Genomic DNA, 20,999 nt, shown 5'->3' on the forward strand with positions numbered 1-20,999 from the left:
TCCACCTCCAACGGGCCTGAGAAGAACTTCTCCGCGGAGAAGTGTTTAGGTTCCCACTTCTCAGGGAACAGTGCCTGTATGAGAAGCGAGCCGAAAGCTGTTCTCCTCGATCGGGACGGCACCATTGTGGTCGATGTGCCGTACAACGGCGACCCGGACCGCGTGGTCGCCATGCCCGGTGCTCTCGAAACGCTGAACACCCTGCGGGCGGACGGAGTGCCGCTGGGTGTGCTCACCAACCAGTCCGGGATCGCGCGCGGACTGATCACCGAGCATCAGGTTGCAGCAGTGAACCAGCGCGTTGACGCCGTGCTGGGTCCCTTCGACGTGTGGGAGATCTGCCCCCACGGGCCCGACGACGGCTGCACCTGCCGGAAACCGGCGCCGGGCATGATTCTGCGCGCCTGCGAGAAGCTGGGGCTGCATCCCTCCGAGGTCGCCTTCATCGGGGACATCGGAGCGGACGTCGAGGCCGCCGCCGCTGCAGGGGCGATGGGCGTACTTGTTCCCACCCCGGTCACCCGCCAGGTGGAGATCGATGCCGCGCCGCTGAAGGCAGACACGCTCGCAGAAGCAGTCGCGTTGCTGCGGGGCGCCGCCTGATGGGCCGGGTCCTGGTGGCGCGCCTGGACAGCGTCGGTGACGTTCTCCTGTGCGGTCCCGCGGTCCGGGCCGTCGCCGCAAGCGATCCTGCCGGCGTCGTCATGTTGTGCGGTCCGCAAGGGGCACCGGGGGCGGAACTGCTTCCCGGGGTGTCGGAGGTCATCGTCTGGAACTCTCCGTGGATCGCGTCGCCGGCACCCGAGGTGACCGCTGGGCACCTGGATACCCTGCGGGATGCCGTGGCGGACGCCGGTATCACGGAAGCCGTGATCCTCACTTCCTTCCACCAGTCCCCGCTGCCCTTGGCGCTGGTACTGCGGCTGGCCGGCGTCGGGCGCATCACCGGTGCATCGGTGGACTACGCCGGGAGTCTCCTCGACGTACGGCTCAAACCCGGTGAGGACTTCCCGGAGGATCAGCCGGAGCCGGAGCGCGCACTGCAGATTGCCGCCGCCGGAGGTTACTGCCTGCCGGACGACGACGACGGACGGCTTCGCGTGCACGGCATCCCCGACGTGACGCACCTGGTGGGCGAAGGTCCCTACATCGTCCTGCACCCGGGCGCAGCTGTCCCCGCCCGCGCCTGGCCGGCTTTGCATCACGCCGCGCTCGCGGAACTGCTGACCGGTGCCGGCTACCGCGTGGTGGTGACCGGCGGAAACGGCGAGCCGGAACTGACAGCCACGGTCGCCGGCCCTGACGGCATCGACCTCGGCGGCCAGACCGATCTGCGCACGATGGCCGGGGTGCTGGCGGGGGCGGACGTCGTCGTCGTCGGCAATACCGGTCCGGCGCACCTCGCTGCTGCGGTGGGCACGCCCGTCGTCAGTCTGTTCTCACCGGTGGTGCCGGCCGTCCGGTGGGCACCATACCGCGTGCCGGTTGAGTTGCTCGGGGATCAGAACGCGCCCTGCAAGCTCACCCGGGCCCGTGACTGTCCGGTGGCCGGTCACCCCTGTCTCGCAGATGTCAGCCCGGAAGATGCCTACGCCGCTGTGCTGCGGCTGATCTCCGGAATCCCGTCCCTGGCCAGCAGAAGAGAAACGAGGAACGCATGAGGATACTGCTCTGGCACGTGCACGGCGGATGGACCGATGCGTTTGTCCATGGTGCGCACGAGTACCTGCTGCCCACCACGCCTGAAGGGGGTCCGTGGGGCCTCGGCCGTGCCGGCCGGGACTGGCCGGCTTCGGTGCGCGAGGTGCCGCCGGCGCAGCTGCGCGAGGAGAATCCCGACATCGTCGTCCTGCAGCGGCTGGAGGAACTGGAGGAGGTTGAGCGTCTGCTGGGACGCCGCCCCGGGCGCGATATTCCCGCAGTCTTCCTCGAACACAACACCCCCAAGGGCGACATCCCGACGACGCTGCATCCCCTCGCCGGGCAGAGCGAGATCCCGATCGTCCACGTCACCCACTTCAACCGGCTCTTCTGGGACAACGGCATGGCGCCCACGGCCGTGGTCGAGCACGGCATCGTGGACCCCGGTCCGCTCTACACCGGGGAGCTGCCGCATGCCGCCGTCGTCGTGAATGAGCCGGTGCGGCGCGGACGGGTCACCGGCACCGACCTGCTTCCGCTGTTCAGCCGGGAAGCTCATCTCGATGTCTTCGGCATGGGAACCGCCGAGCTGCCGAACGCACTCGGTCTGGGTGCGGAGCAGCTGACGGTCTGCGGTGACCTGCCGACCCCGAAGCTCCACGCGGAACTCGCCCGCCGCCGGGTCTATGTCCACCCGCTGCGCTGGACGTCACTTGGCCTTGCGCTGCTGGAATCGATGCACCTCGGAATGCCGGTGGTCGCCCTGGCGACGACCGAGGCGGCCCGCGCGGTGCCGCCGGAAGCAGGTGCCATTTCGACCAACACCGATGAACTGCGCGCCGCAGTACGCCTGCTCATCGAGGATCCGGCGGAGGCGCAGTCACGTGGCCAGGTGGCGCGGCAGGTGGCGCTGGAGCGTTATGGCCTGCAGGCGTTCCTGGAAGCGTGGGACGAAATCCTGGGGGACACCACTGAGCGTTCGCGCGTCCTGGCAGTTTCGGAAAGGAGACCACAATGAGGATTTCCATGGTGTCCGAGCACGCGAGTCCACTCGCTGCGCTCGGCGGGGTGGACGCCGGGGGCCAGAATGTGCACGTCGCTGCGCTGTCACTGGCGCTCGCACGGCGCGGGCACAGCATCACGGTCTACACCCGCAGGGACAGCACGGACCTTCCCGAACGGGTCCAGGCTGCGCCAGGAGTCGAAGTGGTTCACGTCGACGCCGGTCCGCCGACCACCATCCCCAAGGATGACCTCCTGCCGTTCATGGGCCAGCTCGCCGACGGCATCGCTGCTGACTGGGGTTCCTGCCCGCCGGACCTGGTGCACGGGCACTTCTGGATGTCCGGGATCGCGGCACTCGACGCCGCCCGGAGGGACGACGCCGGTTACGCCGTCCCCGTGGTGCAGACCTTCCACGCGCTGGGAACAGTCAAGCGTCGGCACCAGGGCAAAGAGGACACGAGTCCGCTGGAACGCGCCTGGCTGGAACCCTCTGTGGGCCGGCAAGCGGACCGAGTGATCGCAACCTGCTCCGACGAGGTGTTTGAGCTGAAGGCCATGGGCGTGGAGGGCACACGGGTGTCGGTGGCGCCCTGCGGAGTGGATCTGACACTGTTCGGGGCCGAGGGGCCGGCTGCTCCCCGACGCCGCGCACACCGGATCATGACCGTGGGGCGCCTGGTGCCGCGTAAGGGCGTCGACCTGGTGATCCGTGCACTGCGGAGGTTGGCAGACAACGGAATTGACGACGTCGAACTGGTGATCGCGGGCGGCAGCGGAGACGCCAAGCGCCTCGAAGAAGATCCGGAAGCCCGGCGCCTGATGAATCTTGCCACGGATCTGGGCGTCGCGGACCGCGTGGTGCTTGAGGGGCAGGTGCCCCGTGAGCGGATGCCCGAGCTGCTGCGCAGCGCCGACGCCGTGGTGTGCGCACCCTGGTATGAACCGTTCGGGATAGTCCCGCTCGAGGCGATGGCCTGCGGAGTCCCGGTCATCGCTGCCGCCGTGGGCGGGCTGATCGACACGGTCGTGGACGGCCAGACCGGGCTGCACGTACCCCCGCGCGATGTCGAGGCGCTCGCCGAAGCCATCCGCCAGGTCATCGAGAATCCCGAGGCAGCGAAGGAACTCGGCAGCGCAGGGCTGGCCAGGGTGCATGCGCGCTATTCCTGGGACCGCATCGCCGCCGACACCGAGAAGGCGTACCAGCTGACGCTCAACCAGGCCAGTGGGCGGACGCCGACCCGACGCAGGACATCGCGGTTGGCGCCGGCGTCATCCCTTGCCTCCAACTCACATCTGCAGAGCACTGGAAGGAGCGCCCGATGAGCGCCGAATATCTAGCCACTGTCCGGCCCGGGCGGAGGCAACCGCTGATCGCCGTTCCGCCGCATCCTGAGCCGGCGCCGCTCAGCGCTCCCGGATCCGGTGCTTACGACGCCGTCATGGGTCATCTTCAGCACGTGCTGCCGGCGGTCGAATCCCTGATGGCCTCTGCCGCCCATCTTGCAGACTGGGGGGTCGACCTCGCCGGACGCCTCATGGCCGGCCAGCGCCTGCTCGCCGCAGGCAACGGGGGGTCAGCGGCCGAAGCCCAACACCTGACGGCGGAGCTGGTGGGCAGGTTCGACGGCGAGAGAGAGGCGTTCTCCGCCATCTCCCTGCACGCTGAGTCCTCCTCGGTGACAGCAATCGCGAATGACTACGGCTACGACAACGTCTTCGCCCGCCAGGTGCAGGGCCACGGCCGCGAGGGAGACGTACTGCTGCTCCTCAGCACGAGCGGCAAGAGCCCCAACCTCCTGCGCGCGGCTGAAGCGGCCCGGAAGATCGGAATCACGAGCTGGGCGCTCACCGGCCCTGGCCCCAACCCGTTGACCGCGGCCTGCGATGACCATGTGGCCGTGGATGCCCGGTCGGCCAATGCGCAGGAGGGGCACCTCATCGCGCTGCACGCCATCTGCAGGGCGTTCGATGCAGAAGTGGCGCGCTGCCGGACTATGGAGGCGGGATCATGAGGATCGTCGTGGTGGGAGATGTCCTCCTCGATGTGGATTTGTCCGGAGAAGCCGGCCGGTTGAGCCCGGACGCTCCGGTGCCCGTGGTGGATGTGGCTGCCGTCAGGCGGCGTGCCGGCGGCGCCGGCCTGACCGCGCGGATGCTCCAGCAGGATGCGCAGGACAACAGGTCCGGTGTCAGTCTCGAGCTCGTCACGGTGCTCTCCGACGACGACGCCGCCTCCGCCCTCCGCGCGGAACTCGCCGGCATCCGGCTCGTCACTGGCCCGTCCGGTGCACCTACCCCGGTGAAGACGCGGGTGCGCGCGGGGAACCACGCCGTCGTGCGTTTCGATGAAGGCTGCGGCGCCGCACCGGTGCCGTCCGTCACCGAGGAAATGCTGCAGGCAGTGGAAGGGGCCGACGTCGTACTGGTTTCCGACTACGGGCGCGGGCTTGCAGCGAACGAACAGCTGCGGGAAGTGCTGGAGCGGGTCGCGGGACGTGTCCCGGTTGTTTGGGACCCGCATCCGTCGGGGCCGGAACCGGTGCCCGGAGTTGCCGCCGTTACCCCGAACTTCAGTGAAGCACTGAAGGCATCGGGTACAACGCAGGGGAGCGCCTCCGACGTCATTCGCGCTGCTGCTGACGCTGCAGCAGCGCTGGAACGGACGTGGAAGAGCAAGGCCGTCGTCGTGACGCTGGGGGAGCGGGGCGCGCTGATCCACCATCAGGGAACAAGCGCGGAACTGCCGCATCTGGTGCCGGCGCCCGCGATTGGCGCCAATGATCCGTGTGGAGCCGGTGACAGGTTCTGCTCCGCCCTCGCGCTTGCACTCGGCGGCGGGACGACGCTCGGCGAGGCTGTCGAGACCGCGGTCCAGCGGGCGGCGGAGTTCCTCGGCCGGGGCGGTGTGTCAGCGCTCGGGGAGGACCCTGAACCGACACAACTGCACGGACCGGCGGTCGACGCGCTCCGGGTTGCCCGTGAAACCCGCGAGGCGGGCGGCACCGTCGTGGCCACCGGCGGATGCTTCGATCTGCTGCACGCCGGCCACGCCCGAACCCTGTCCGCGGCGCGAAGGCTCGGAGACTGCCTGATCGTCTGCCTCAACTCGGATGAGTCGGTCCGCAGGCTCAAGGGCCCGCAGCGCCCGATCATGGGCGAGGACGACCGCGCGGAACTCCTCTCCGCGCTCGAGTGCGTCGATGCCGTATTCGTCTTTGGAGAGGACACACCCGAGGAGGCCCTGGCTGCCCTGCGTCCCGACATCTGGGTCAAGGGCGGCGACTACTCCGCAACCGAGCTTCCAGAGTCCGCACTCCTGCGATCGTGGGGCGGGCAGACCGTGACCGTCCCCTACATCCCAGCCCGTTCAACCACCTCCCTGGCCGCGGCGCTCGCCGAGGTCGGGTAACCAGCAAGAGACACCGAGAGGATCACATGTCTGTTTCTACTGACAACAGCACCTTCAACCCCGGCCGCGTACTGGTCACAGGCGGCGCCTCCGGACTGGGGGCAGCGGTCGTGGCCCGCGTGCTCGACGCCGGCGGCACCCCTGTGGTGCTCGACCGGGACATCAGCGGGGCGTCGGGCGTGAAAGCCCTGGAAGTCGACGTCGCGGACCGGGACGCCGTGACCCAAGCCGTACAACAGGCGGCCGAAACGCTGGGCGGGCTCGACGCCGTCGTGACTGCGGCCGGCATCGACCGCTGCGGCCGGCTCGAAGACGTAGCGGCAGCTGAGTGGGAGAAGGTTCTGGCCGTCAACCTCACCGGCACCGTTTCCACCGTGCGCGCCGCGCTGCCGTATCTGAAGACGAGCCATGGCCGGGTGATTACCATCGCCTCCACCTTGGGCATCCGGGCAGTCGCCGACGCCACCGCGTACTGCGCCTCCAAGTTCGGCGTCGTGGGCTTCAGTCATGCGCTGGCAGCCGAGATGGCCGGCGAAGTGGGCGTGACCACCATGATTCCCGGCGGCATGGAGACGAAGTTCTTCGATGACCGGGACGAGAAGTACAAGCCCCAGGACAACTCGCGGCTCAATGACCCAAGGCGAGTGGCTGACGCAATCCTTTTCGCGCTGTCACAACCTCGCGGATGTGAGATCCGGCAGATGCTTATCTGCCACGAAGAAGAGGGGTCGTGGCCGTAAGGTCCCGGACGTCGTCGTAGACCGCATCGGGCTGGATCTGCTGAACGAATGAGTCATCGTGCTCGCACCGTTCAGCGGTCCAGCCCACCTGCGTTACGTCCACGCCACATTCGACACACTGAGTGGTCCACGCCAGGTGCACGCGGTGCAGCATGCGGCCCAGGGCACCCGCGTTGATGACGTTGCCCACCCAGTAGATACCCACTGTGGGGGTGCCGACCGCCTGCGCCAGGTGGCGGGGTCCGCTGTCATTACCGACGACGACGGTCGCCACCGACAGCACTCCCGTCAGCTCGCTGAGCGACAGCCGGCCGGCGAGAGAGCGAATGCGCGCCCCCTCTGATGCTGCTTCCGCCTGCGCCATCCGGACGATTTCCGCGGCCAGCGGTGCGTCGCCGTCGTCCCCGACCAGCACCACGTCGCTGCCGTCCCGTGCCGCCCGCGCCGCGACCACAGCGAACGACGACGCCGGCCAGCGCCTGCGGGGATCCGTTGCGCCGGGATGGATCACCAGGAGAGGGCGTGTTCCCGCGCCGGTGAGGTGAAGCCCGGCCGCCGTCTCCTCCGGGGTGACGATCAACCGGGGTTCGAGCGACACCGGTGCAGCGCCGGCAAGGCCCACCACCTCAAGCGAACGCAGGAATTCATTCTGGTAGTAGATGTAGGGAAGGGTGCGTTCCAACGCCACTGCATCCGGGGTCCTCGTGCCGACAGTGTGTCTCGCCCCGAGTTTGAGGAGGAAGGGGTTGGAATTGCGCCCGCCGCCGTGGATCTGCACTGCAAGATCAAAGTGCCGGGACCGCATGTCAGCGAAGAAGTTTGCCGTCGCCGTTCCGTCCTCCGGGCCCGGGCGCACTCCGGAGGCGAACGGCAGCACTTCCACCTCCGCCACCGGCCCGGGCCGGTGGCGGAGGAGTTCGGCGTGCAACGGGAGTCCCAGCAGGGTGATGGACGCGTCGGGATACGCCGCTGCTAGTGCGCTCAGCGCCGGGTAGGCGAAGAGCAGATCGCCGAGACCGCCACCGCGGAGGACCGCAATGCGCTCGACGTCCTGGAACCTGTCCAGGACCGGGCCAATGCCCGTTCCCATCGCGGCGGACTGCAGGTTGGCTGCCGGGCTGTTGGACATCGTCACCTCGGGCTCGCTCGTAGTTATTCGGTGTCTTCGCCGTCGGTCAGGTCCTTGATCAGCGCAGTGGAGGCGCAGTCGCGGATGCCGTTGATTCCGGAGACGGCGGTGGGCTTGTCATCGTACGACTCGCTGGTCATCAGGGTGGCGCCGTCGTCGCCGGTCAACCGGAAGCGGTAGCGCTTGTCGTCGTCGAAATAGAGCTCGAATTTGCCCGCCATGTCAGGACTCCTTCGTCACGGTTGTCTGGATTTGTACTCATCGTAGATTATCAGCGTGCTTATAAAATCGCGTGCCCTAATCGTCGACAAGACGAAGATAGTAAGCATACTGTTTATTGGTAAGGGTGGAACCGCCCGAAGATGTGAGCAGAAAGGGACTGATCATGGCGAAGCACAAATTGTGGGCAATGGCAGCTGCTGCGGGCATCAGCGCCGTGCTGCTGACCGGGTGTGACGATCCAGGTGGCGGAGAGTCACCTGATGAAGTTGAACAGTTCGACGACAACAACGGCATCGACACCGATCTGGAGGACAACTCCCGAGGTGAAGACGAGCTCGAGGACGACACGAGCGGAGAAGAAGGACCAACCGACGTAGCGACCGAACCATCGGAGTGATATCTCATGGCACAAAATGAATCACCACGACACGACGACCTTCCCCTAGCGGACTATGACCACCTTCCGCTGGGAACCTTGCCAACCCGCATCAACGGCCTTGATGAAACCGGAGTGGGACAGCTTTTGGCCTATGAACGGGCGCACGGCGACCGGCTCCCTGTTGTGCAGGTTCTCGAGCAGAGGCTGGAGGCGCTACGCAATGGTGCCGAACCCAGCGGATCCACCAATCCAGCGACACCGGAGAAATCCCAGAGCCAGGGCGGATCACCGGTAAGTCCGGCAACGTCAGGTCCACCCGTGAACCCGCCATCGCAGGGTGATCCCACCAACCCGGCCCAGCCCCGCTGAACAAGAAGGGAGATCCTGCCATGGCACAACAACCGGGAAATCAGACCCCCAACACACCGGACGTCAACGAAAGTGACCTCCGGGAGATGAAGGTCGATGAATTGCGTGAGGAAGCAAAGGCCGCTGGCGTCGATGCTGTCTCTGGGTTGAAGAAAGAGGAGCTTGTCGAGGCCATCGTGGAGGCACGCAGCGGCGACGGCTCCGGCGGTGCTGACTCCGATGCCGATTCTGACGGTGACCTCGGCGCAGGGCCTGACGGTGGGAAGATACGCCGCGGGCCTGAGTCGTCGAAATCGTTGAAGTACTCCCAGGAAGTGACTTCGCCCGACGAAGAGCCCGAGCGGGAGGGGCGAAGCCTCGTCACCACCCATCACGAGGTGATCAAGGAGTGGGCAGAGGAACGCGGAGGGGTACCCGCGACTGTCGACGGCACCGAACACGGTGACCACCTTGGTGTTCTCCGGTTCGACTTCGGCGGAGATGACGACAACCTTCGCCATGTCAGCTGGGAAGAGTGGTTCAAGACGTTTGACGAGCGCCAGCTGAACTTCATCTACCAGGAGAACCGGAGCGACGGGAACCAGTCGACGTTCTTCCGGCTCGAGAATCCGGGGAGGGAGGACGCATGACCGCCGACGCCAACCAGGAACCGCTGAGCATAGACCCTGAGGCTCAGGAGGAACTGGTCGAGGAAATTGCCGAGGACGTTCGGTCCGAAATACGGCTCGGCCATGTGGAGGATGATGTCACGCACGTCCTCGAGGAGCGACTCGACGAAGCCGGAGTGCACCTGCGCCCGGAGAAGGTCGACGATCTTGCCGAAGACATTGAGAATGACGTCTCCACGTAGGTCCTGCGACCGGCTTGGCATGGGAGGGCACGGCACATGAAGCTGGAAGACCATTACGACGTCGTCGTCATCGGCGGCGGCGCAGCCGGCCTGAGTGCCGCCCTCCTTCTGGGGCGGGCACGGCGGCGCGTCGCCGTCGTCGACGCCGGGGAACCGCGCAACATTCGTGCGGGCCACATCCACGGGTACCTCACGCGTGACGGAATCCCGCCGGCGAAGTTCCTGGAGCTGGCACGCGAAGAAGTCCAGAGTTACGGCGTAGAAATTATTAGTGCCACCGCAGAGGAAGTTCATCCGGATCGCCGGGTCTGTCTGGAGGACGGACGTACTCTCACCGCCAGGCAGGTGATTCTAGCAACGGGCTTGCGGGACGTCCTGCCCGATGTAGAGGGGGCAGAAGCACGGTGGGGCAGAGGGTTGTTCCAGTGTCCGTACTGCCATGGATGGGAGCACCAGGACCAGACGCTTGCCGTGCTGGGGACAGGCGAGTGCTCGGTCCAGCAAGCCCTCCTGCTTCGGCAGTTCTCCAGCGATGTCACGCTCTTCACACACGAGATGAGCTCTGTTGATGTCGAAGCGCAAGCATCGCTGGGGTCCCGTGGGGTGCGCGTCGTTGACGGGCGTGTGCAGGCGCTGGTTGCCGGTCCAGAATCCCTGACCGGCGTCCGGTTGGAAAGTGGAGAGCTATATCCGTGCGATGCCCTGTTCTATGAACCGGGAGCAACGGTCGATACCTCGATCGTGAAGGCGCCGGACTGCCAGACGTTGGAGAACGGCTGTGTCAGCACGGATGAGTTCGGACGCACCAGTGTCGAGGGAGTGTGGGCGGTGGGAAATGCAGCGGATCCGGCGGCCCAGGTGATCGTTGCCGCCGGGGATGCGTACCGCCTGGCAGTGGCGGTCAACGCGGAACTGATCGATGACGACGTTGACGAGGCACGGAAGGTGCCGGCAGGGAGCGCGGGAGATTAGGAAGCCGCTCGCCGGGAGGCGGCACGTCTGCGTCAACCTGACCTTCAGGTGTCCTTCCGTGACCCCGCAAAGAAATTAAGGTTTGAGGGGCTCAGAGTCAAGCTCATGAACGTGCTGTGCGGGTCTGGCACGTAGGTACCGAAGGGTGCGCACTCCTCGAAGCGATGTCGTTGATATAGGCGTCGTGCGGCGGCGAAGTAGTCCTCCGTTCCCGTTTCCAGCGACACGCGCTCATAGCCCTTGGCCGCGGCTTCGGCGATGATCCGGGTGAGAAGGAGATCGGCGACACCACGTCGTCGCGCCGGCGCTGCCGTACGCATCGACTTAATTTCTGCTTCGTGGCGGGAGAGGTGCTTCAGCGCACCGCATCCGAGCAGGAGCCCATGTTCTCTGGCGGTGTAGAGCGTGATGCCCGCGGCAGCCAGCGCGGAGTGATCAAGGGCGTGCACACTGTCGGCGGGCGAAGTCGCGTACATGTCGCTCAGATGTTCGGCTAGAAGCAGTTGGACGTCGGCCCGCATTGGACTGTCTGTCTGTACGGAGATCATTTGCAGGTTTCCTCACTCAGTTTCTGCACGAGATCCTAAGATGCCGGTGTTTCGATCATGTGAAGCGACCTCGAAGTGAACGGGCAGCAATTCGTTGGGCACCTGTCTGGGCCGCATCCGCGAAGTGCCCCGCAGAGGGTTCGGCTTGTGTAGCGGCTACGTGGTTTGTTGAAGCCCAGGGCCGACCTAAGTTGCACTTCTTGTTGTGCTGATTATGGCCGGACCGGCATAGGAGCCGGGCTTGCACTCCTCATCTGATCCTCACTGAGATCCTCAGGAGGCTCGCCGCATTCCCTTTCGGTTGGACTGCCGGAAGATGTGTCAGCATCAGATTCTGCCGTTGGAGTTGTGGCGCCTCCACTTAGGGAGTTGTGCTCGCTATCGCAGGACTGACGGGCACTTTCGCCAGTATCTCCGTCGACAGGTTCAACGATTGGCGACAGCGGCTCCTGCTCCGGCAGAGGCTCATCTGGCGCTCCGCCCCCCCCAGCCAGACATGCAACAACGAATATGACTAGTAGACGCTTGACCGCAGCATCGGCTGTGTATTGCGCTATGCAACCAAACATCGTCGCATGCCTTTCTTCGTCCGGAAGGAGCTCGCCAACCCCGGCGTTGAGAGGCGGCGTCAGGGCGAGGATACTCAACCGGCGAGGTAAGAAGCGCCTCAGACTTGTTGTCCCTGAATCGAGACGCATTACCAATTCCCGCGTTGGACGGACCGGAAGGCTTTACGTTGATCGTTCGGCTTACGGGCCAGGCTTCGGGCAAAGAGCCACGAGTATTGATGATGAGCCTTTGATTCTCTGGAGAATGCCGGCACCTCGTAATGCTCCCGGATAAGTGTCTGGTGGTTAGTACATGCTGTAGCGAACGTCAGAGCGGTCATCGTCCCCAACGTGATTCGGTTGCCATCCCATCAGGGCACCGACCCCGGGCAAACGAGGTGGGCACAAGCTCGTGAAGGGGAAGAAGTTTCCCGGCCGAGGCACAGGTCGAGAACCTGTAGTACTCTCTCAACCCCAGTGCTGTTTAAGTCGGGAGTGCCCCGGCACCGGGAGGAGCCGGGGCACTCTGGTTGCTAGCGATCAGACGTCTACTTTGTCTCGCTTGGCCTCTCGAGCGTCACGATGAGGGACAACAGGTTCCGGTATTTTGCCGTCGAGGATTGGATCGTTGGACTGGCGCATCGCCGTCTCCAGCGCCTTCGCCATTCGTGATCGCAGGCCCTCGAAGTCCGGCACATCCGCGACATTGTTCAGCTCGTCGGGGTCCTCTTTCAGGAGATAGAGCTCCTCGGCCGGTCGCGGACGCAAGTGGTCGTCTGACATGCCGCGCCGGGTTTCGCTTTCCTCAAGGTCGGTCGGCAGCGGCAGTTGCGGAGCCTCAACGAAGTTGCGGATGTACTTCGCATCAGCCGAACGGATACCACGGAGCGGGTCGTAGCGGTCATGGTACGTCTTCTCGAATACCAGCGTGCGTTCATCGTTGCCATTCTGTTGCTCTCGAAGGAGAAGCGATCGCAGGCTGATCCCTTCCAGTGTGTCCGGGACAGGCGCACCTGCGAGGTCCAGCAAGGTCGGCGCGACATCGAGGTGGCTGACCATGGTCGAAACGTGCCCGGGTTCAATGCCCCATGAGGCTGGCGGGCGGACGAGAAACGCAACCTTCACACCGGCGTCGTACAGGGTGCTTTTTGCACGTGGGAATGCGACACCATGGTCGGTGGTGAAGATAACCAGGGTTTCGTTCTTGGTCTGAAGCTGTTCGATTCCCTCCAGAACCAGGCCGAACGCCTCGTCCATCTGCCGGATGGCTCCGTAGAACTGGGCGATGTCTCTGCGGGTGTGTTCGTTGTCCGGGAGGTAGGCGGGGACCTCTACCTCGGCGGGGTCTACCGCCTCGTAATCTTCCACCGGCCAGGGGCGGTGTACTTCCCAGAAACCGACGGCGGCGAAGAAGGGACGGGCGTCCTCATGCGCGGTTGACAGCCAGCGTTGTGACAAACGTGCCACTTCCAGGGCTCGGGGGAGGAACCCGAGACCGTGGACCTCTTCATAGCCGAGCACTCGCGCGTCGAGGTCCTCGTGTTGAAGACCGATCAGCGCGGTTCGGTAGCCGGTTTCTGCCAGCATTTCGGGCAGGGTGCTCACCCCTGTGTTGTACTGCCAGCCCTGATGGGTCAGGCCCATCAGGCCGTTGTTGTGCGGCATCTGGCCCGAGAAAAGCGACGACCTTGCCGGTGTGCACAGCGGGGACGTGGCGAAGGCTGAATCGAAGACCAGCGACTCGTCGCTGAACCGTGTGAGGTTGGGGCTGGGGATGGTTTCCTTGCCGTAGCACGGAAGCCAGTCCCCCAGGTCATGACAGTGGACGAGGACGATGTTCGGCTGGCTGCCGGATGGTTGCATAGGTTGCTCTTTCATGGTGGTTCAGCCCTTCACAGCTCCGCCGGTGAGGCCGGCAACGATCTGACGGTTCGCGACGATGGCCAGCACGATGATCGGGATCGCAGTGACCACGCCTACGGCCGCCATGGCACCGAACTTGATCTCCTGCGGTTGGATAAGGGTGGCGATTCCGACCGTGATGGGAGATTGGTCGCCACCGGTCGTGAAGACGAGGCCGAACAGGAATTCGTTCCAGACCTGGATCGCGGTGAAGATCGCGACGGCGGCGATGCCGGGTGCGGCCAACGGCAGCATGATCCGGGAGAATGTGGTGAAGTCGCTTGCCCCATCGATCGACGCCGACTCGCGCAGTTCGAACGGCAATGTGTCGAAGTAGAACTTGATCATGATGATTGCGAACGGCAGATTGAACACCACGTTGAGCAGCACCAGACCCGTCAACGAGCCGACCAGATTCAGGTTCGTTAGGGTTGCGAACAGGCCGGGCACAAGCGTCATCGGAGGAATAACCTGCAGCAGCGCTGCGACGGACAGCACGATGGCGACGGTCCGTGAGGACCAGCCCAGCTGGCTGAGGCTGTAGGCGGCGAACGCGCCGGCCACAAGAATGATGGTCGTCGCTGCCAGCACGATGATCACGCTGTTCAGCACCTGTTGGCCGTAAATCTGCCCAGGTGCGAACACCGACGCGAAGTTCTCAAGCGAGAATTCGAAACTCCAGCCAGGGGTGATGATGGCGCGGGGGCGTTGGAAGGCGACGACGATCATCCAAAGTATGGGTACCACGGTGGCAAGCACCGCGCCCCACAGGATGACGTTGGTAAACCACTTGCTTGTATTGCTTTCACGAACGGCCACGACTAAGCCTCCCTACCACTGAGCGTGCTGCGAAGGTCAGCACGAGGAGCACCACTACGAGAAGCACGACGGTCACACTCAAAGCGGCCCCGTAGCCGTACTGAAATGATTCGAAGAACACTGACCGCAGATAGATGGTCACGACGGAAGTCGCTTCACCGGGTCCACCGAAGGTCAGCAGGTACATCTCATCGAACGCCTTGACGCCCATGATGATGCGGATAGCGATCGCGCCGATCATGGCAGGCACGAGTAAGGGCAGGATGATGTGCCGCAATGCCTTCCAATAGGTCGCGCCGTCCACCTCAGCGGCTTCAAGCACCGAACTGTCAAGGCCTCTCAACGCCGTGTAGATGAACAGGAACACGATGGGTGTCCAGTGCCAGACATCGACGAGGATGATGCTCACCATCGCCCCCACGGGTTCGCCGAGCCAGGCCTGTCCCTCCATGCCGAGGCTGTTGAGTATCTTGTTCAGCAGCCCGATTTGTGGGCTGAGAAGGAGGAGCCAGACAACGCTGACCACCACGGGAGCCACGACGGCCGGCCAGATCATGACGTTCTGCGCAAGCTGCTGGACTCTGACCAGTCGATCAACCACCAACGCCAGGACGAGTCCCAACAGCAGGGTCAATGCGACAGTGAAGAAGATGAAGATCGCCGATACCCGCAGCGAGTTAGCGAATGAGGCATCAGAGAGCATACGGACGAAATTTTCTGCGCCGACGAAGGTCCAGTCAAAGGATCCTGCTCGCATGCGGACATCGCCGAAAGCCATCCAAATGAGCTGGCCGACGGGAAAGGCCACCAGCACGAGTGCGAAGATGAACAGCGGTGCAACCGTGAGGTACTTGAACCAGGGGAAGGGCTTCTTCCCCTTGCTGACAGGGTCGCGGGACGTTGTCCGTGCGCCCCTTACTGCGGCCGAGGTCATTCCGTGTACCCGGCTTCTTCAACTACCCTTTGGAGGCCGGTCTGCATCTCGGCGAGACCCTCTTCCACCGTCTTTGTGCCGGCTACTACTTCGCCGATGATCGGCTCAGTTACCTCGAGCATCTGGGGGGTGAAGGTGTACCGCAGGCCGCCACGGATGGAATCGGCGGATTCGACGATGGCTTGGAGTTCGGGACGGTCACTCTCGACGTCGGTGCGGGTAGTCACTCCGCCGTACTCGGCCCACTTATCCATGGCTTCCTTGCTGGTGAGCCAGGTCAGGAAGTCATAGGCAGCCTCAGCGCGAGCAGGTTCAAGGCCAGCAGGGATTCCGAGTGTCCAGGTTCCGCTGACCGGCGTATCTCCCGGAAGGGGTGCGTAGCCGATATTGCCGGCAACCCTGGAGGCACCCTCGTCTTCTAGCGGGGCGGAGACTGCAGCAACCAGGGTGGACTGCAGGACGCTGCCGCCCTGCATCAGGGAGGTGGCTTCGGCCTGTGCGACGGTCTGTGGTGCGTCCGGTCCCAGCTCGGCGAGCTCCTTGAACTTGGTCAGAGCTTCCTCAGCCTCGGGGGTGTCCAGGGCCGGAGTCCAGTCGCCAGCAAGTTCATCCTGGAACCACTTCCCGCCGTAACTGAACAGCAGCGCGCTGAAATCGTAGGACGGCGTCTTGCCGCGCAGCACATACCCATTGTCGACAGCGCCCTCATTGATGGCAGTCTCGCCGTTCTCGATTACCTGGTCCCAGGTTGTTGGGACCTCGAGGCCGAGCTGCTCATACAGATCGTTCCGGTACATGAAGAGATGGATGTTGCCGTTGATCGGCAGTGAATAGGGAGTACCTTCCACCGAGGTGGTGCGGGCTTCGGCGTCCCACCGGCCCACACCGTCGAATTCAATCAGGTTCTCGTCCCACTGGAAGTCGGGATCGACGTCTGTCAGGGGTTGGACCCACTCGTTGTCGTAGAACTGTCCCACCCACTGCTCGTTGAGCTGGAACAGGTCAAACGCGCCGGATCCGCTCTGGGCGGCATTGGCCTGTTGGGTGAGCAGGCCTTCGAAGGGGAACGTTGTGAGATTGATCTTGACACCGGTCTCCGCTTCGTAATCCGCGGCGATCTGTTGGTAGCTTGCCAGCCACGGTGTTTCCGCGGCAGGGATGTTCAATTCCGTTACTTCCTCGGCCGAGTCGGCTCCTCCGCCGCTGCCTCCGCAGCCTGCGAGCATACCGACAGTGAGGAAAGCGGCGGTCAGAGCCGTGGCCCGGCGTGTTGTGCGTTTCATTACGATTCTCCTTTGGATCGATCCAGATTTAGGTGGTGAATTCTCTCGGTATTGTCCGTGTTCAATGCGAGACGTTTAGGGCGAGCAGTTCGTCCGAAATTCTGTCCAGGACGTCCCAGGGCAGAACGCCGATCATCAGGGCGGCCGCTCGGTAGGCCGACATGTCCTCGCAGATCCGGGCAAACGGCCCTGCGGTGAATTCCCCGCAGTGGCGTTTCAGGACAGCTGCCGCGGAATCGTGTAGCAGTAATTCCTTGATGGGCGAGTGGACGCTGATCTCGGCTGAGGGGTACACCTCTGGACCGGGCGCGGGTTGTGTTGCTCGCCGTACCTGGGGCATCTGTTCCTCACACAGCAGATGATGCGTCTCTACAGCACCGACGGCTGGCAGGCCCAATCGCTCGAACTGGCTTGCCGGTGCTTCGTTATCCCTCATCGCGGCCACGAGGGCGTTCGCCATTCGAAGTTCGAGATCTTCATCAATGAGGGGATGGAGCTGGTCGGGGTCGTTGTGCAGATCGAACAGTTGGGTCCCGAAGGTGAACGGGTTAGTGGCGACGGCTCCGTTGGTGCGCAGGACCGGCATCTCCTTCGTGAAGGAGAAACCGGGGACCAGCTCAGCGTCGCGGAGTTCCTCTGCTGAGAAGTACCCGCGCATGTGGGTGGGCATCAAGGTGTGCTCGAGGAGCGGCCTGTTGGTGGAGTTAACGCAGGCGCGCATGTAAACGTAGTGGCCGTCGGTTACTGAGACATGGCCGCCGAAGGCTCCGAACAGGCCGTAGTCCCGCACCGGCGTATCCTGCGCCACGGTCTGCTGGAGCGGGTGGCCCTGCATGTCATCCGGCCGACCGATCCCAAAGAAATCAAGCAGAGTAGGCGCGATATCGATCGTCTGCACCAGCGACTGGCGGCGCTCCCCACGAACGTCGGTGCGCGGGTCCCATACCAGGAAGGGCGTGTGGATGGTCTCGTCGTACCATGGCGGAACGCTCTTGCCCCACCAGCCGTGCTCGCCCAGGAGGAACCCGTGGTCGGTGCACACGATGAGCATCGTGTCGTCCCAGAGTTCGTGCTCGTCCATAGCGTCCAGGACCCGGCCCAGGGACGCATCGCACATCGTGACCAGGGCCTTGTACCGATTGCGTACGAGGTCGGAGGTTGCGTCATCATCGATAACCTGCATGTATTCGGGCCAGTCGTACTCGATGGCATCCGGGCTGGAGGGGTAGAGATCCGAGAACTGCGGGTCACTGAAGAAGGGCTCGTGCGGATCGAACGTTTCGATCTGGACGAACCAGTTCTGCTGATCCCTGTTGTCTGCAATGAACTCAAGGCCAGCATCGAACGTAAGGGTTTGCGGGTGATCCCCGAGACCACGAAAGTATTCGCGGTTTATCCGATCCTGACGCCATGTGCCGCTGCGGTTCACACGGAGGTCCTCGCCGACGGCGGGGTCAGCGACCCTGCCCTTCCATGGATCACCCTGCTGTCCCCGGATCAGAGAAAAGGTGCCGTAACGAGTGTGATACGTGGCGCCGCCGTCTTCCCAGTAATGCATGTGGTCGGTTGCCAGATGCGTGGCGATGCCGTTCGCTTTCAAGATGGCTGGCATTGAGTCGTCGAATGGTTCGAGAGGACCCCAACTGCGGTGCAGGAAGTTGTAGCGGCCGGTATGAAGTTCCCGACGGGCGGGCATGCAGGGCATAGAGCCGGCGTAGCAGTTGTCGAAAGTTGCCGACTGCGCGGCGAGTCGCTCGAAATTAGGTGCTTGTACTTCATTGGAGCCGTACATCGGGAGGAGCTTGCGGTTCAGGCTGTCGAACATGACGACGATTGCCCTCATTGGCCCTCCTTAGTGGTTTGGATCGATCCATTAGATCGATGCAAAAACCATAAAACTTCCAGAAGAGGTGTGTCAAGTGCCACGGGTCACATCTAGTGTCCGCAGGACTCGCGGATTTGTAGCTCTGGCTTGAAGATTGCGTCCGGTGCGGAGGCGTCCGAGCTATCCGACATCAACGAAACCAACATCCGCGTGGCTTCCACCCCCATGCGTTTGGATGCTACTGAGACCGACGTAAGTGAAGGCGACCAGTTCTTGGCATGTTCCACGTCGTCGAAACCGACGACGCGCACATCCCTTCCAACATCCATGCCATTATCCTTCAGCGCTCGCATCAGCCCGAACGCTATGGCGTCGCTGTGGCAGACGATGCCGTCTGGGGGTCTGTGTTCCTGTAGCAACTGTTGGGTTATCTCGAATCCTGCCGTGCTCGAAGTCGGTGTGTGAACGGACCAGCGCTTGTTCAGTCTGGCCCCGGACTTCTCAGTCGCTTCGGACACGCCGGAGAGGCGGTCGACCCGTGTGTAGACGTCCGCGGGACCTCCGAAGTAGGCGATCTCTTGGACGCCATGGGAGAGCAGATGTTCAGCTGCCAGCCTGCCGGCGAGCCGGTCGTTGGACCCCACATACGGTGCTTGCACACCGTTGACATGGCGCGTCAAGACGAGGTGCGGTACGCCCAGTCGCTCCAGTGGTTCCAGGAAGTTAGAGGTGGAACCGATGGCAGGAACAACGAGCAGGCCGTCGATTCGATGCTCTAGGAGTGTCCGGATAAGCGCGTCCTGCCGTACGGGATCATCGAGGGTGTTCCCGAGAAGCACTGTGTACCGCAGGGGGCCGAACTCCTCTTCGACTGCCTCAACCAGGTCTGCGAAGAAGGGGTTGCTCAGGCCGGGAATCAGCAGTCCGACGGTGTGGCTGCGCTGCATTCGCAAGCTGGCGGCTCCGCGGTTGTAGACATAACCGAGTTCCTGCGCCGCATCAAGCACCCTGCGCCTGGTGGTGTCTGCGACCAGTGGACTCTCCTGGAAGACCAGTGAGGCAGTGGAACGGGAAAAGCCTGCCTTGTTCGCTACATCCATCAGAGTGATGCGCGGCGGTGCCTTGACCTGTCCCATTGCTGCCCCTCCAAGAGGTGAATAACTTGCGCTTCCAGCCTATCCGGCTCATTGTTAGATCGATCCTATACCCGCACCCACGGCGTTTTTGAGGAGGGCAACATGGAAGAGCGCGGATGCTGTGCGCCTGCTTCTACGCGACATAGGCAAGAAGCTGCTGCACCGGTAAGTCAGGCCCGTACGTCTGTCAATAGTCACAGGGTCGAGCAGATCAGCATTCCGGCCGGTGCTTTCCTTATGGGTGATGCTTTCGGTGATGGGCGGCCCTTCGATGGCGAAGCTTTTGTGCACGAAGTGTCATTGGAGGCTTTCCAGATCGACGCCACGACGGTCACCAACGCCGACTTTGCGCGCTTCGTGGCGGCGACAGGGTACAAAACGGAGGCTGAACAGTTTTCTGCATCGGCAGTTTTCCATCTCGCGCTGCAGGCGGACGTTGACGATGTTGTGGGCCAGCCACCTGCGACTCCGTGGTGGCTCGGGGTTCGAGGAGCCGACTGGCAGCATCCGGAGGGGCGGTTGTCCAATCTGGCAGGTCGGGATGATCATCCGGTGGTGCATGTCAGTTGGAACGATGCCGACGCATACTGTCAGTGGGCTGGTCGGCGGTTGCCGACTGAAGCGGAGTGGGAGTGTGCCAGCCGCGGAGGAATATCGCAGGCCCGCTACCCCTGGGGGAACGAGCTTCTGCCCGATGGACAATGGCGCTGCAATATCTGGCAGGGCGCCTTCCCCAGAACCAATACACGCGAAGACGGATTCCTCACTACCGCTCCCGTGAAGACTTATGAGCCGAACGCCTTCGGACTGTGGCAGACCGTTGGGAACGTCTGGGAGTGGTGTTCTGACTGGTTCTCCCCGCGCTACTACGAGAGCTCGCCCTCTGAGTCGCCGCACGGTCCCTCCTCCGGACAGAACAAGGTGATGCGGGGCGGGTCATTCCTATGCCATGACTCCTACTGCAACCGGTACCGAAACTCAGCCAGATCGTCGAACACCCCCGACTCGTCAATGGCGAACGCCGGATTTCGGACGGTCGCTCTCTAGTCACTACGTCGGAGATCATGTCCGCAGCTGGAGCTTCGTATGACAGTTGAAAAGGAATTCAGCGGCCCAGGGCGCAGCGCTTCGCCACAGCGTGTCACAGAACAGAAGGGATTCACATGTATCGCCACCCCAGGAAGCGATAGGAAGCCATCGCCGTTACCGTTCAGCTGAACCGGGACCAACCTGCACGCTGATGGATCCGTCACCGTACGCTTTCTTGGGGAGGGGGCTTGTGCGC

General features: G+C 63.6%; 22 protein-coding genes. 13 read left to right on the forward strand and 9 right to left on the reverse strand.

Going from position 1 to position 20,999, the window contains the following annotated elements; genetic code table 11:
* Positions 1-78 precede the first annotated feature (78 nt).
* Genes M1D74_RS02860 through M1D74_RS02890 form a run of 7 tightly spaced genes read left to right on the forward strand, consistent with a single transcriptional unit; the run spans position 79 to position 6,798 of the window.
* Positions 79-603, forward strand: coding sequence for a D-glycero-alpha-D-manno-heptose-1,7-bisphosphate 7-phosphatase (locus tag M1D74_RS02860; RefSeq protein ID WP_458116398.1), 525 nt, complete (start codon positions 79-81; stop codon positions 601-603).
* Positions 603-1,661, forward strand: coding sequence for a glycosyltransferase family 9 protein (locus tag M1D74_RS02865; protein ID WP_458116399.1), 1,059 nt, complete (start codon positions 603-605; stop codon positions 1,659-1,661). Before M1D74_RS02860 ends, M1D74_RS02865 begins: the two co-directional genes overlap by 1 nt.
* Complete coding sequence (locus M1D74_RS02870; RefSeq protein ID WP_458116400.1) at positions 1,658-2,659, forward strand: glycosyltransferase; 1,002 nt, start codon at positions 1,658-1,660, stop codon at positions 2,657-2,659. The genes M1D74_RS02865 and M1D74_RS02870 overlap by 4 nt, the downstream gene beginning before the upstream one ends.
* Positions 2,656-3,972, forward strand: coding sequence for a glycosyltransferase (locus tag M1D74_RS02875; protein ID WP_458116401.1), 1,317 nt, complete (start codon positions 2,656-2,658; stop codon positions 3,970-3,972). Before M1D74_RS02870 ends, M1D74_RS02875 begins: the two co-directional genes overlap by 4 nt.
* Positions 3,969-4,661, forward strand: coding sequence for an SIS domain-containing protein (locus M1D74_RS02880; RefSeq protein ID WP_375164417.1), 693 nt, complete (start codon positions 3,969-3,971; stop codon positions 4,659-4,661). The genes M1D74_RS02875 and M1D74_RS02880 overlap by 4 nt, the downstream gene beginning before the upstream one ends.
* On the forward strand, positions 4,658-6,058 hold the full coding sequence (locus tag M1D74_RS02885) for a PfkB family carbohydrate kinase (protein WP_458116402.1): 1,401 nt from the start codon (positions 4,658-4,660) through the stop codon (positions 6,056-6,058). The genes M1D74_RS02880 and M1D74_RS02885 overlap by 4 nt, the downstream gene beginning before the upstream one ends.
* A gap of 26 nt (positions 6,059-6,084) precedes the next feature.
* Entirely contained in the window at positions 6,085-6,798 is a 714-nt protein-coding gene (locus tag M1D74_RS02890; RefSeq protein ID WP_458116403.1) for an SDR family oxidoreductase, read from the forward strand.
* Here the strand turns inward: M1D74_RS02890 and M1D74_RS02895 are convergent.
* Both M1D74_RS02895 and M1D74_RS02900 read right to left on the reverse strand, forming a co-directional pair.
* A complete protein-coding gene (locus M1D74_RS02895) occupies positions 6,764-7,927 on the reverse strand; it encodes a glycosyltransferase family 9 protein (RefSeq protein ID WP_458116404.1) in 1,164 nt (387 codons plus the stop codon). The genes M1D74_RS02890 and M1D74_RS02895 overlap by 35 nt on opposite strands.
* 23 nt (positions 7,928-7,950) lie before the next feature.
* Entirely contained in the window at positions 7,951-8,148 is a 198-nt protein-coding gene (locus M1D74_RS02900) for a YegP family protein (protein WP_309071523.1), read from the reverse strand.
* 164 nt (positions 8,149-8,312) lie between these two features.
* Between M1D74_RS02900 and M1D74_RS02905 the strand changes: the two genes are divergently transcribed.
* From M1D74_RS02905 to M1D74_RS02925, 5 genes are read left to right on the forward strand one after another with little or no spacing between them, the layout of a single operon-like run.
* Complete coding sequence (locus tag M1D74_RS02905; RefSeq protein WP_309071522.1) at positions 8,313-8,546, forward strand: hypothetical protein; 234 nt, start codon at positions 8,313-8,315, stop codon at positions 8,544-8,546.
* A gap of 6 nt (positions 8,547-8,552) precedes the next feature.
* Positions 8,553-8,897, forward strand: coding sequence for a hypothetical protein (locus M1D74_RS02910; RefSeq protein ID WP_309071521.1), 345 nt, complete (start codon positions 8,553-8,555; stop codon positions 8,895-8,897).
* 20 nt (positions 8,898-8,917) lie between these two features.
* Positions 8,918-9,526 carry a Rho termination factor N-terminal domain-containing protein gene (locus M1D74_RS02915; RefSeq protein ID WP_309071520.1) on the forward strand — a complete coding sequence of 203 codons (609 nt, stop codon included), beginning with the start codon at positions 8,918-8,920 and terminating at the stop codon, positions 9,524-9,526.
* The gene (locus M1D74_RS02920; protein WP_309071519.1) at positions 9,523-9,747 is read left to right on the forward strand and encodes a hypothetical protein; all 225 of its coding nucleotides are present in this window, start codon (positions 9,523-9,525) and stop codon (positions 9,745-9,747) included. Before M1D74_RS02915 ends, M1D74_RS02920 begins: the two co-directional genes overlap by 4 nt.
* A 36-nt stretch (positions 9,748-9,783) precedes the next feature.
* On the forward strand, positions 9,784-10,719 hold the full coding sequence (locus M1D74_RS02925; protein ID WP_458116405.1) for an NAD(P)/FAD-dependent oxidoreductase: 936 nt from the start codon (positions 9,784-9,786) through the stop codon (positions 10,717-10,719).
* A gap of 44 nt (positions 10,720-10,763) precedes the next feature.
* Here M1D74_RS02925 and M1D74_RS02930 read toward each other — a convergent pair whose 3' ends face one another.
* The 7 genes from M1D74_RS02930 to M1D74_RS02960 all read right to left on the reverse strand — a co-directional run bounded on the left by M1D74_RS02930 (position 10,764) and on the right by M1D74_RS02960 (position 19,714).
* Positions 10,764-11,267 (reverse strand): GNAT family N-acetyltransferase, encoded by a 504-nt coding sequence (locus M1D74_RS02930; protein WP_458116406.1) that lies wholly within the window; start codon positions 11,265-11,267, stop codon positions 10,764-10,766.
* A 1,088-nt stretch (positions 11,268-12,355) separates the two neighbouring features.
* Positions 12,356-13,693: a sulfatase family protein gene (locus tag M1D74_RS02935; RefSeq protein ID WP_458116407.1), complete on the reverse strand. Its 1,338-nt coding sequence runs from the start codon at positions 13,691-13,693 to the stop codon at positions 12,356-12,358.
* Positions 13,694-13,699: 6 nt separating this feature from the next.
* The gene (locus M1D74_RS02940; protein WP_458116408.1) at positions 13,700-14,536 is read right to left on the reverse strand and encodes a carbohydrate ABC transporter permease; all 837 of its coding nucleotides are present in this window, start codon (positions 14,534-14,536) and stop codon (positions 13,700-13,702) included.
* Positions 14,523-15,470 (reverse strand): carbohydrate ABC transporter permease, encoded by a 948-nt coding sequence (locus M1D74_RS02945; RefSeq protein WP_458116409.1) that lies wholly within the window; start codon positions 15,468-15,470, stop codon positions 14,523-14,525. Before M1D74_RS02945 ends, M1D74_RS02940 begins: the two co-directional genes overlap by 14 nt.
* Entirely contained in the window at positions 15,467-16,753 is a 1,287-nt protein-coding gene (locus M1D74_RS02950; RefSeq protein WP_458116410.1) for an ABC transporter substrate-binding protein, read from the reverse strand. The genes M1D74_RS02945 and M1D74_RS02950 overlap by 4 nt, the downstream gene beginning before the upstream one ends.
* A gap of 61 nt (positions 16,754-16,814) precedes the next feature.
* Positions 16,815-18,596: a sulfatase gene (locus M1D74_RS02955; protein WP_458116411.1), complete on the reverse strand. Its 1,782-nt coding sequence runs from the start codon at positions 18,594-18,596 to the stop codon at positions 16,815-16,817.
* Between the two features lie 92 nt (positions 18,597-18,688).
* A complete protein-coding gene (locus tag M1D74_RS02960; protein ID WP_458116412.1) occupies positions 18,689-19,714 on the reverse strand; it encodes a LacI family DNA-binding transcriptional regulator in 1,026 nt (341 codons plus the stop codon).
* 102 nt (positions 19,715-19,816) lie between these two features.
* On the opposite strand from M1D74_RS02960, the gene M1D74_RS02965 reads away from it, so the two are divergent.
* Positions 19,817-20,761 carry a formylglycine-generating enzyme family protein gene (locus M1D74_RS02965; RefSeq protein WP_458116413.1) on the forward strand — a complete coding sequence of 315 codons (945 nt, stop codon included), beginning with the start codon at positions 19,817-19,819 and terminating at the stop codon, positions 20,759-20,761.
* Positions 20,762-20,999 lie beyond the last annotated feature (238 nt).

Source organism: Arthrobacter sp. D2-10, assembly GCF_054161285.1.

Bases quoted from the DNA above. Each gene is read 5' to 3' on its own strand.
- M1D74_RS02945 (WP_458116409.1), bottom strand. From the start codon at position 15,470: ATGACCTCGGCCGCAGTAAGGGGCGCACGGACAACGTCCCGCGACCCT.
- M1D74_RS02960 (WP_458116412.1), bottom strand. From the start codon at position 19,714: ATGGGACAGGTCAAGGCACCGCCGCGCATCACTCTGATGGATGTAGCG.
- M1D74_RS02890 (WP_458116403.1), top strand. From the start codon at position 6,085: ATGTCTGTTTCTACTGACAACAGCACCTTCAACCCCGGCCGCGTACTG.
- M1D74_RS02905 (WP_309071522.1), top strand. From the start codon at position 8,313: ATGGCGAAGCACAAATTGTGGGCAATGGCAGCTGCTGCGGGCATCAGC.
- M1D74_RS02865 (WP_458116399.1), top strand. From the start codon at position 603: ATGGGCCGGGTCCTGGTGGCGCGCCTGGACAGCGTCGGTGACGTTCTC.
- M1D74_RS02875 (WP_458116401.1), top strand. From the start codon at position 2,656: ATGAGGATTTCCATGGTGTCCGAGCACGCGAGTCCACTCGCTGCGCTC.
- M1D74_RS02870 (WP_458116400.1), top strand. From the start codon at position 1,658: ATGAGGATACTGCTCTGGCACGTGCACGGCGGATGGACCGATGCGTTT.
- M1D74_RS02900 (WP_309071523.1), bottom strand. From the start codon at position 8,148: ATGGCGGGCAAATTCGAGCTCTATTTCGACGACGACAAGCGCTACCGC.
- M1D74_RS02935 (WP_458116407.1), bottom strand. From the start codon at position 13,693: ATGAAAGAGCAACCTATGCAACCATCCGGCAGCCAGCCGAACATCGTC.
- M1D74_RS02930 (WP_458116406.1), bottom strand. From the start codon at position 11,267: ATGATCTCCGTACAGACAGACAGTCCAATGCGGGCCGACGTCCAACTG.
- M1D74_RS02895 (WP_458116404.1), bottom strand. From the start codon at position 7,927: ATGTCCAACAGCCCGGCAGCCAACCTGCAGTCCGCCGCGATGGGAACG.
- M1D74_RS02965 (WP_458116413.1), top strand. From the start codon at position 19,817: ATGGAAGAGCGCGGATGCTGTGCGCCTGCTTCTACGCGACATAGGCAA.
- M1D74_RS02910 (WP_309071521.1), top strand. From the start codon at position 8,553: ATGGCACAAAATGAATCACCACGACACGACGACCTTCCCCTAGCGGAC.
- M1D74_RS02915 (WP_309071520.1), top strand. From the start codon at position 8,918: ATGGCACAACAACCGGGAAATCAGACCCCCAACACACCGGACGTCAAC.
- M1D74_RS02880 (WP_375164417.1), top strand. From the start codon at position 3,969: ATGAGCGCCGAATATCTAGCCACTGTCCGGCCCGGGCGGAGGCAACCG.
- M1D74_RS02950 (WP_458116410.1), bottom strand. From the start codon at position 16,753: ATGAAACGCACAACACGCCGGGCCACGGCTCTGACCGCCGCTTTCCTC.
- M1D74_RS02925 (WP_458116405.1), top strand. From the start codon at position 9,784: ATGAAGCTGGAAGACCATTACGACGTCGTCGTCATCGGCGGCGGCGCA.
- M1D74_RS02860 (WP_458116398.1), top strand. From the start codon at position 79: ATGAGAAGCGAGCCGAAAGCTGTTCTCCTCGATCGGGACGGCACCATT.
- M1D74_RS02885 (WP_458116402.1), top strand. From the start codon at position 4,658: ATGAGGATCGTCGTGGTGGGAGATGTCCTCCTCGATGTGGATTTGTCC.
- M1D74_RS02955 (WP_458116411.1), bottom strand. From the start codon at position 18,596: ATGAGGGCAATCGTCGTCATGTTCGACAGCCTGAACCGCAAGCTCCTC.
- M1D74_RS02920 (WP_309071519.1), top strand. From the start codon at position 9,523: ATGACCGCCGACGCCAACCAGGAACCGCTGAGCATAGACCCTGAGGCT.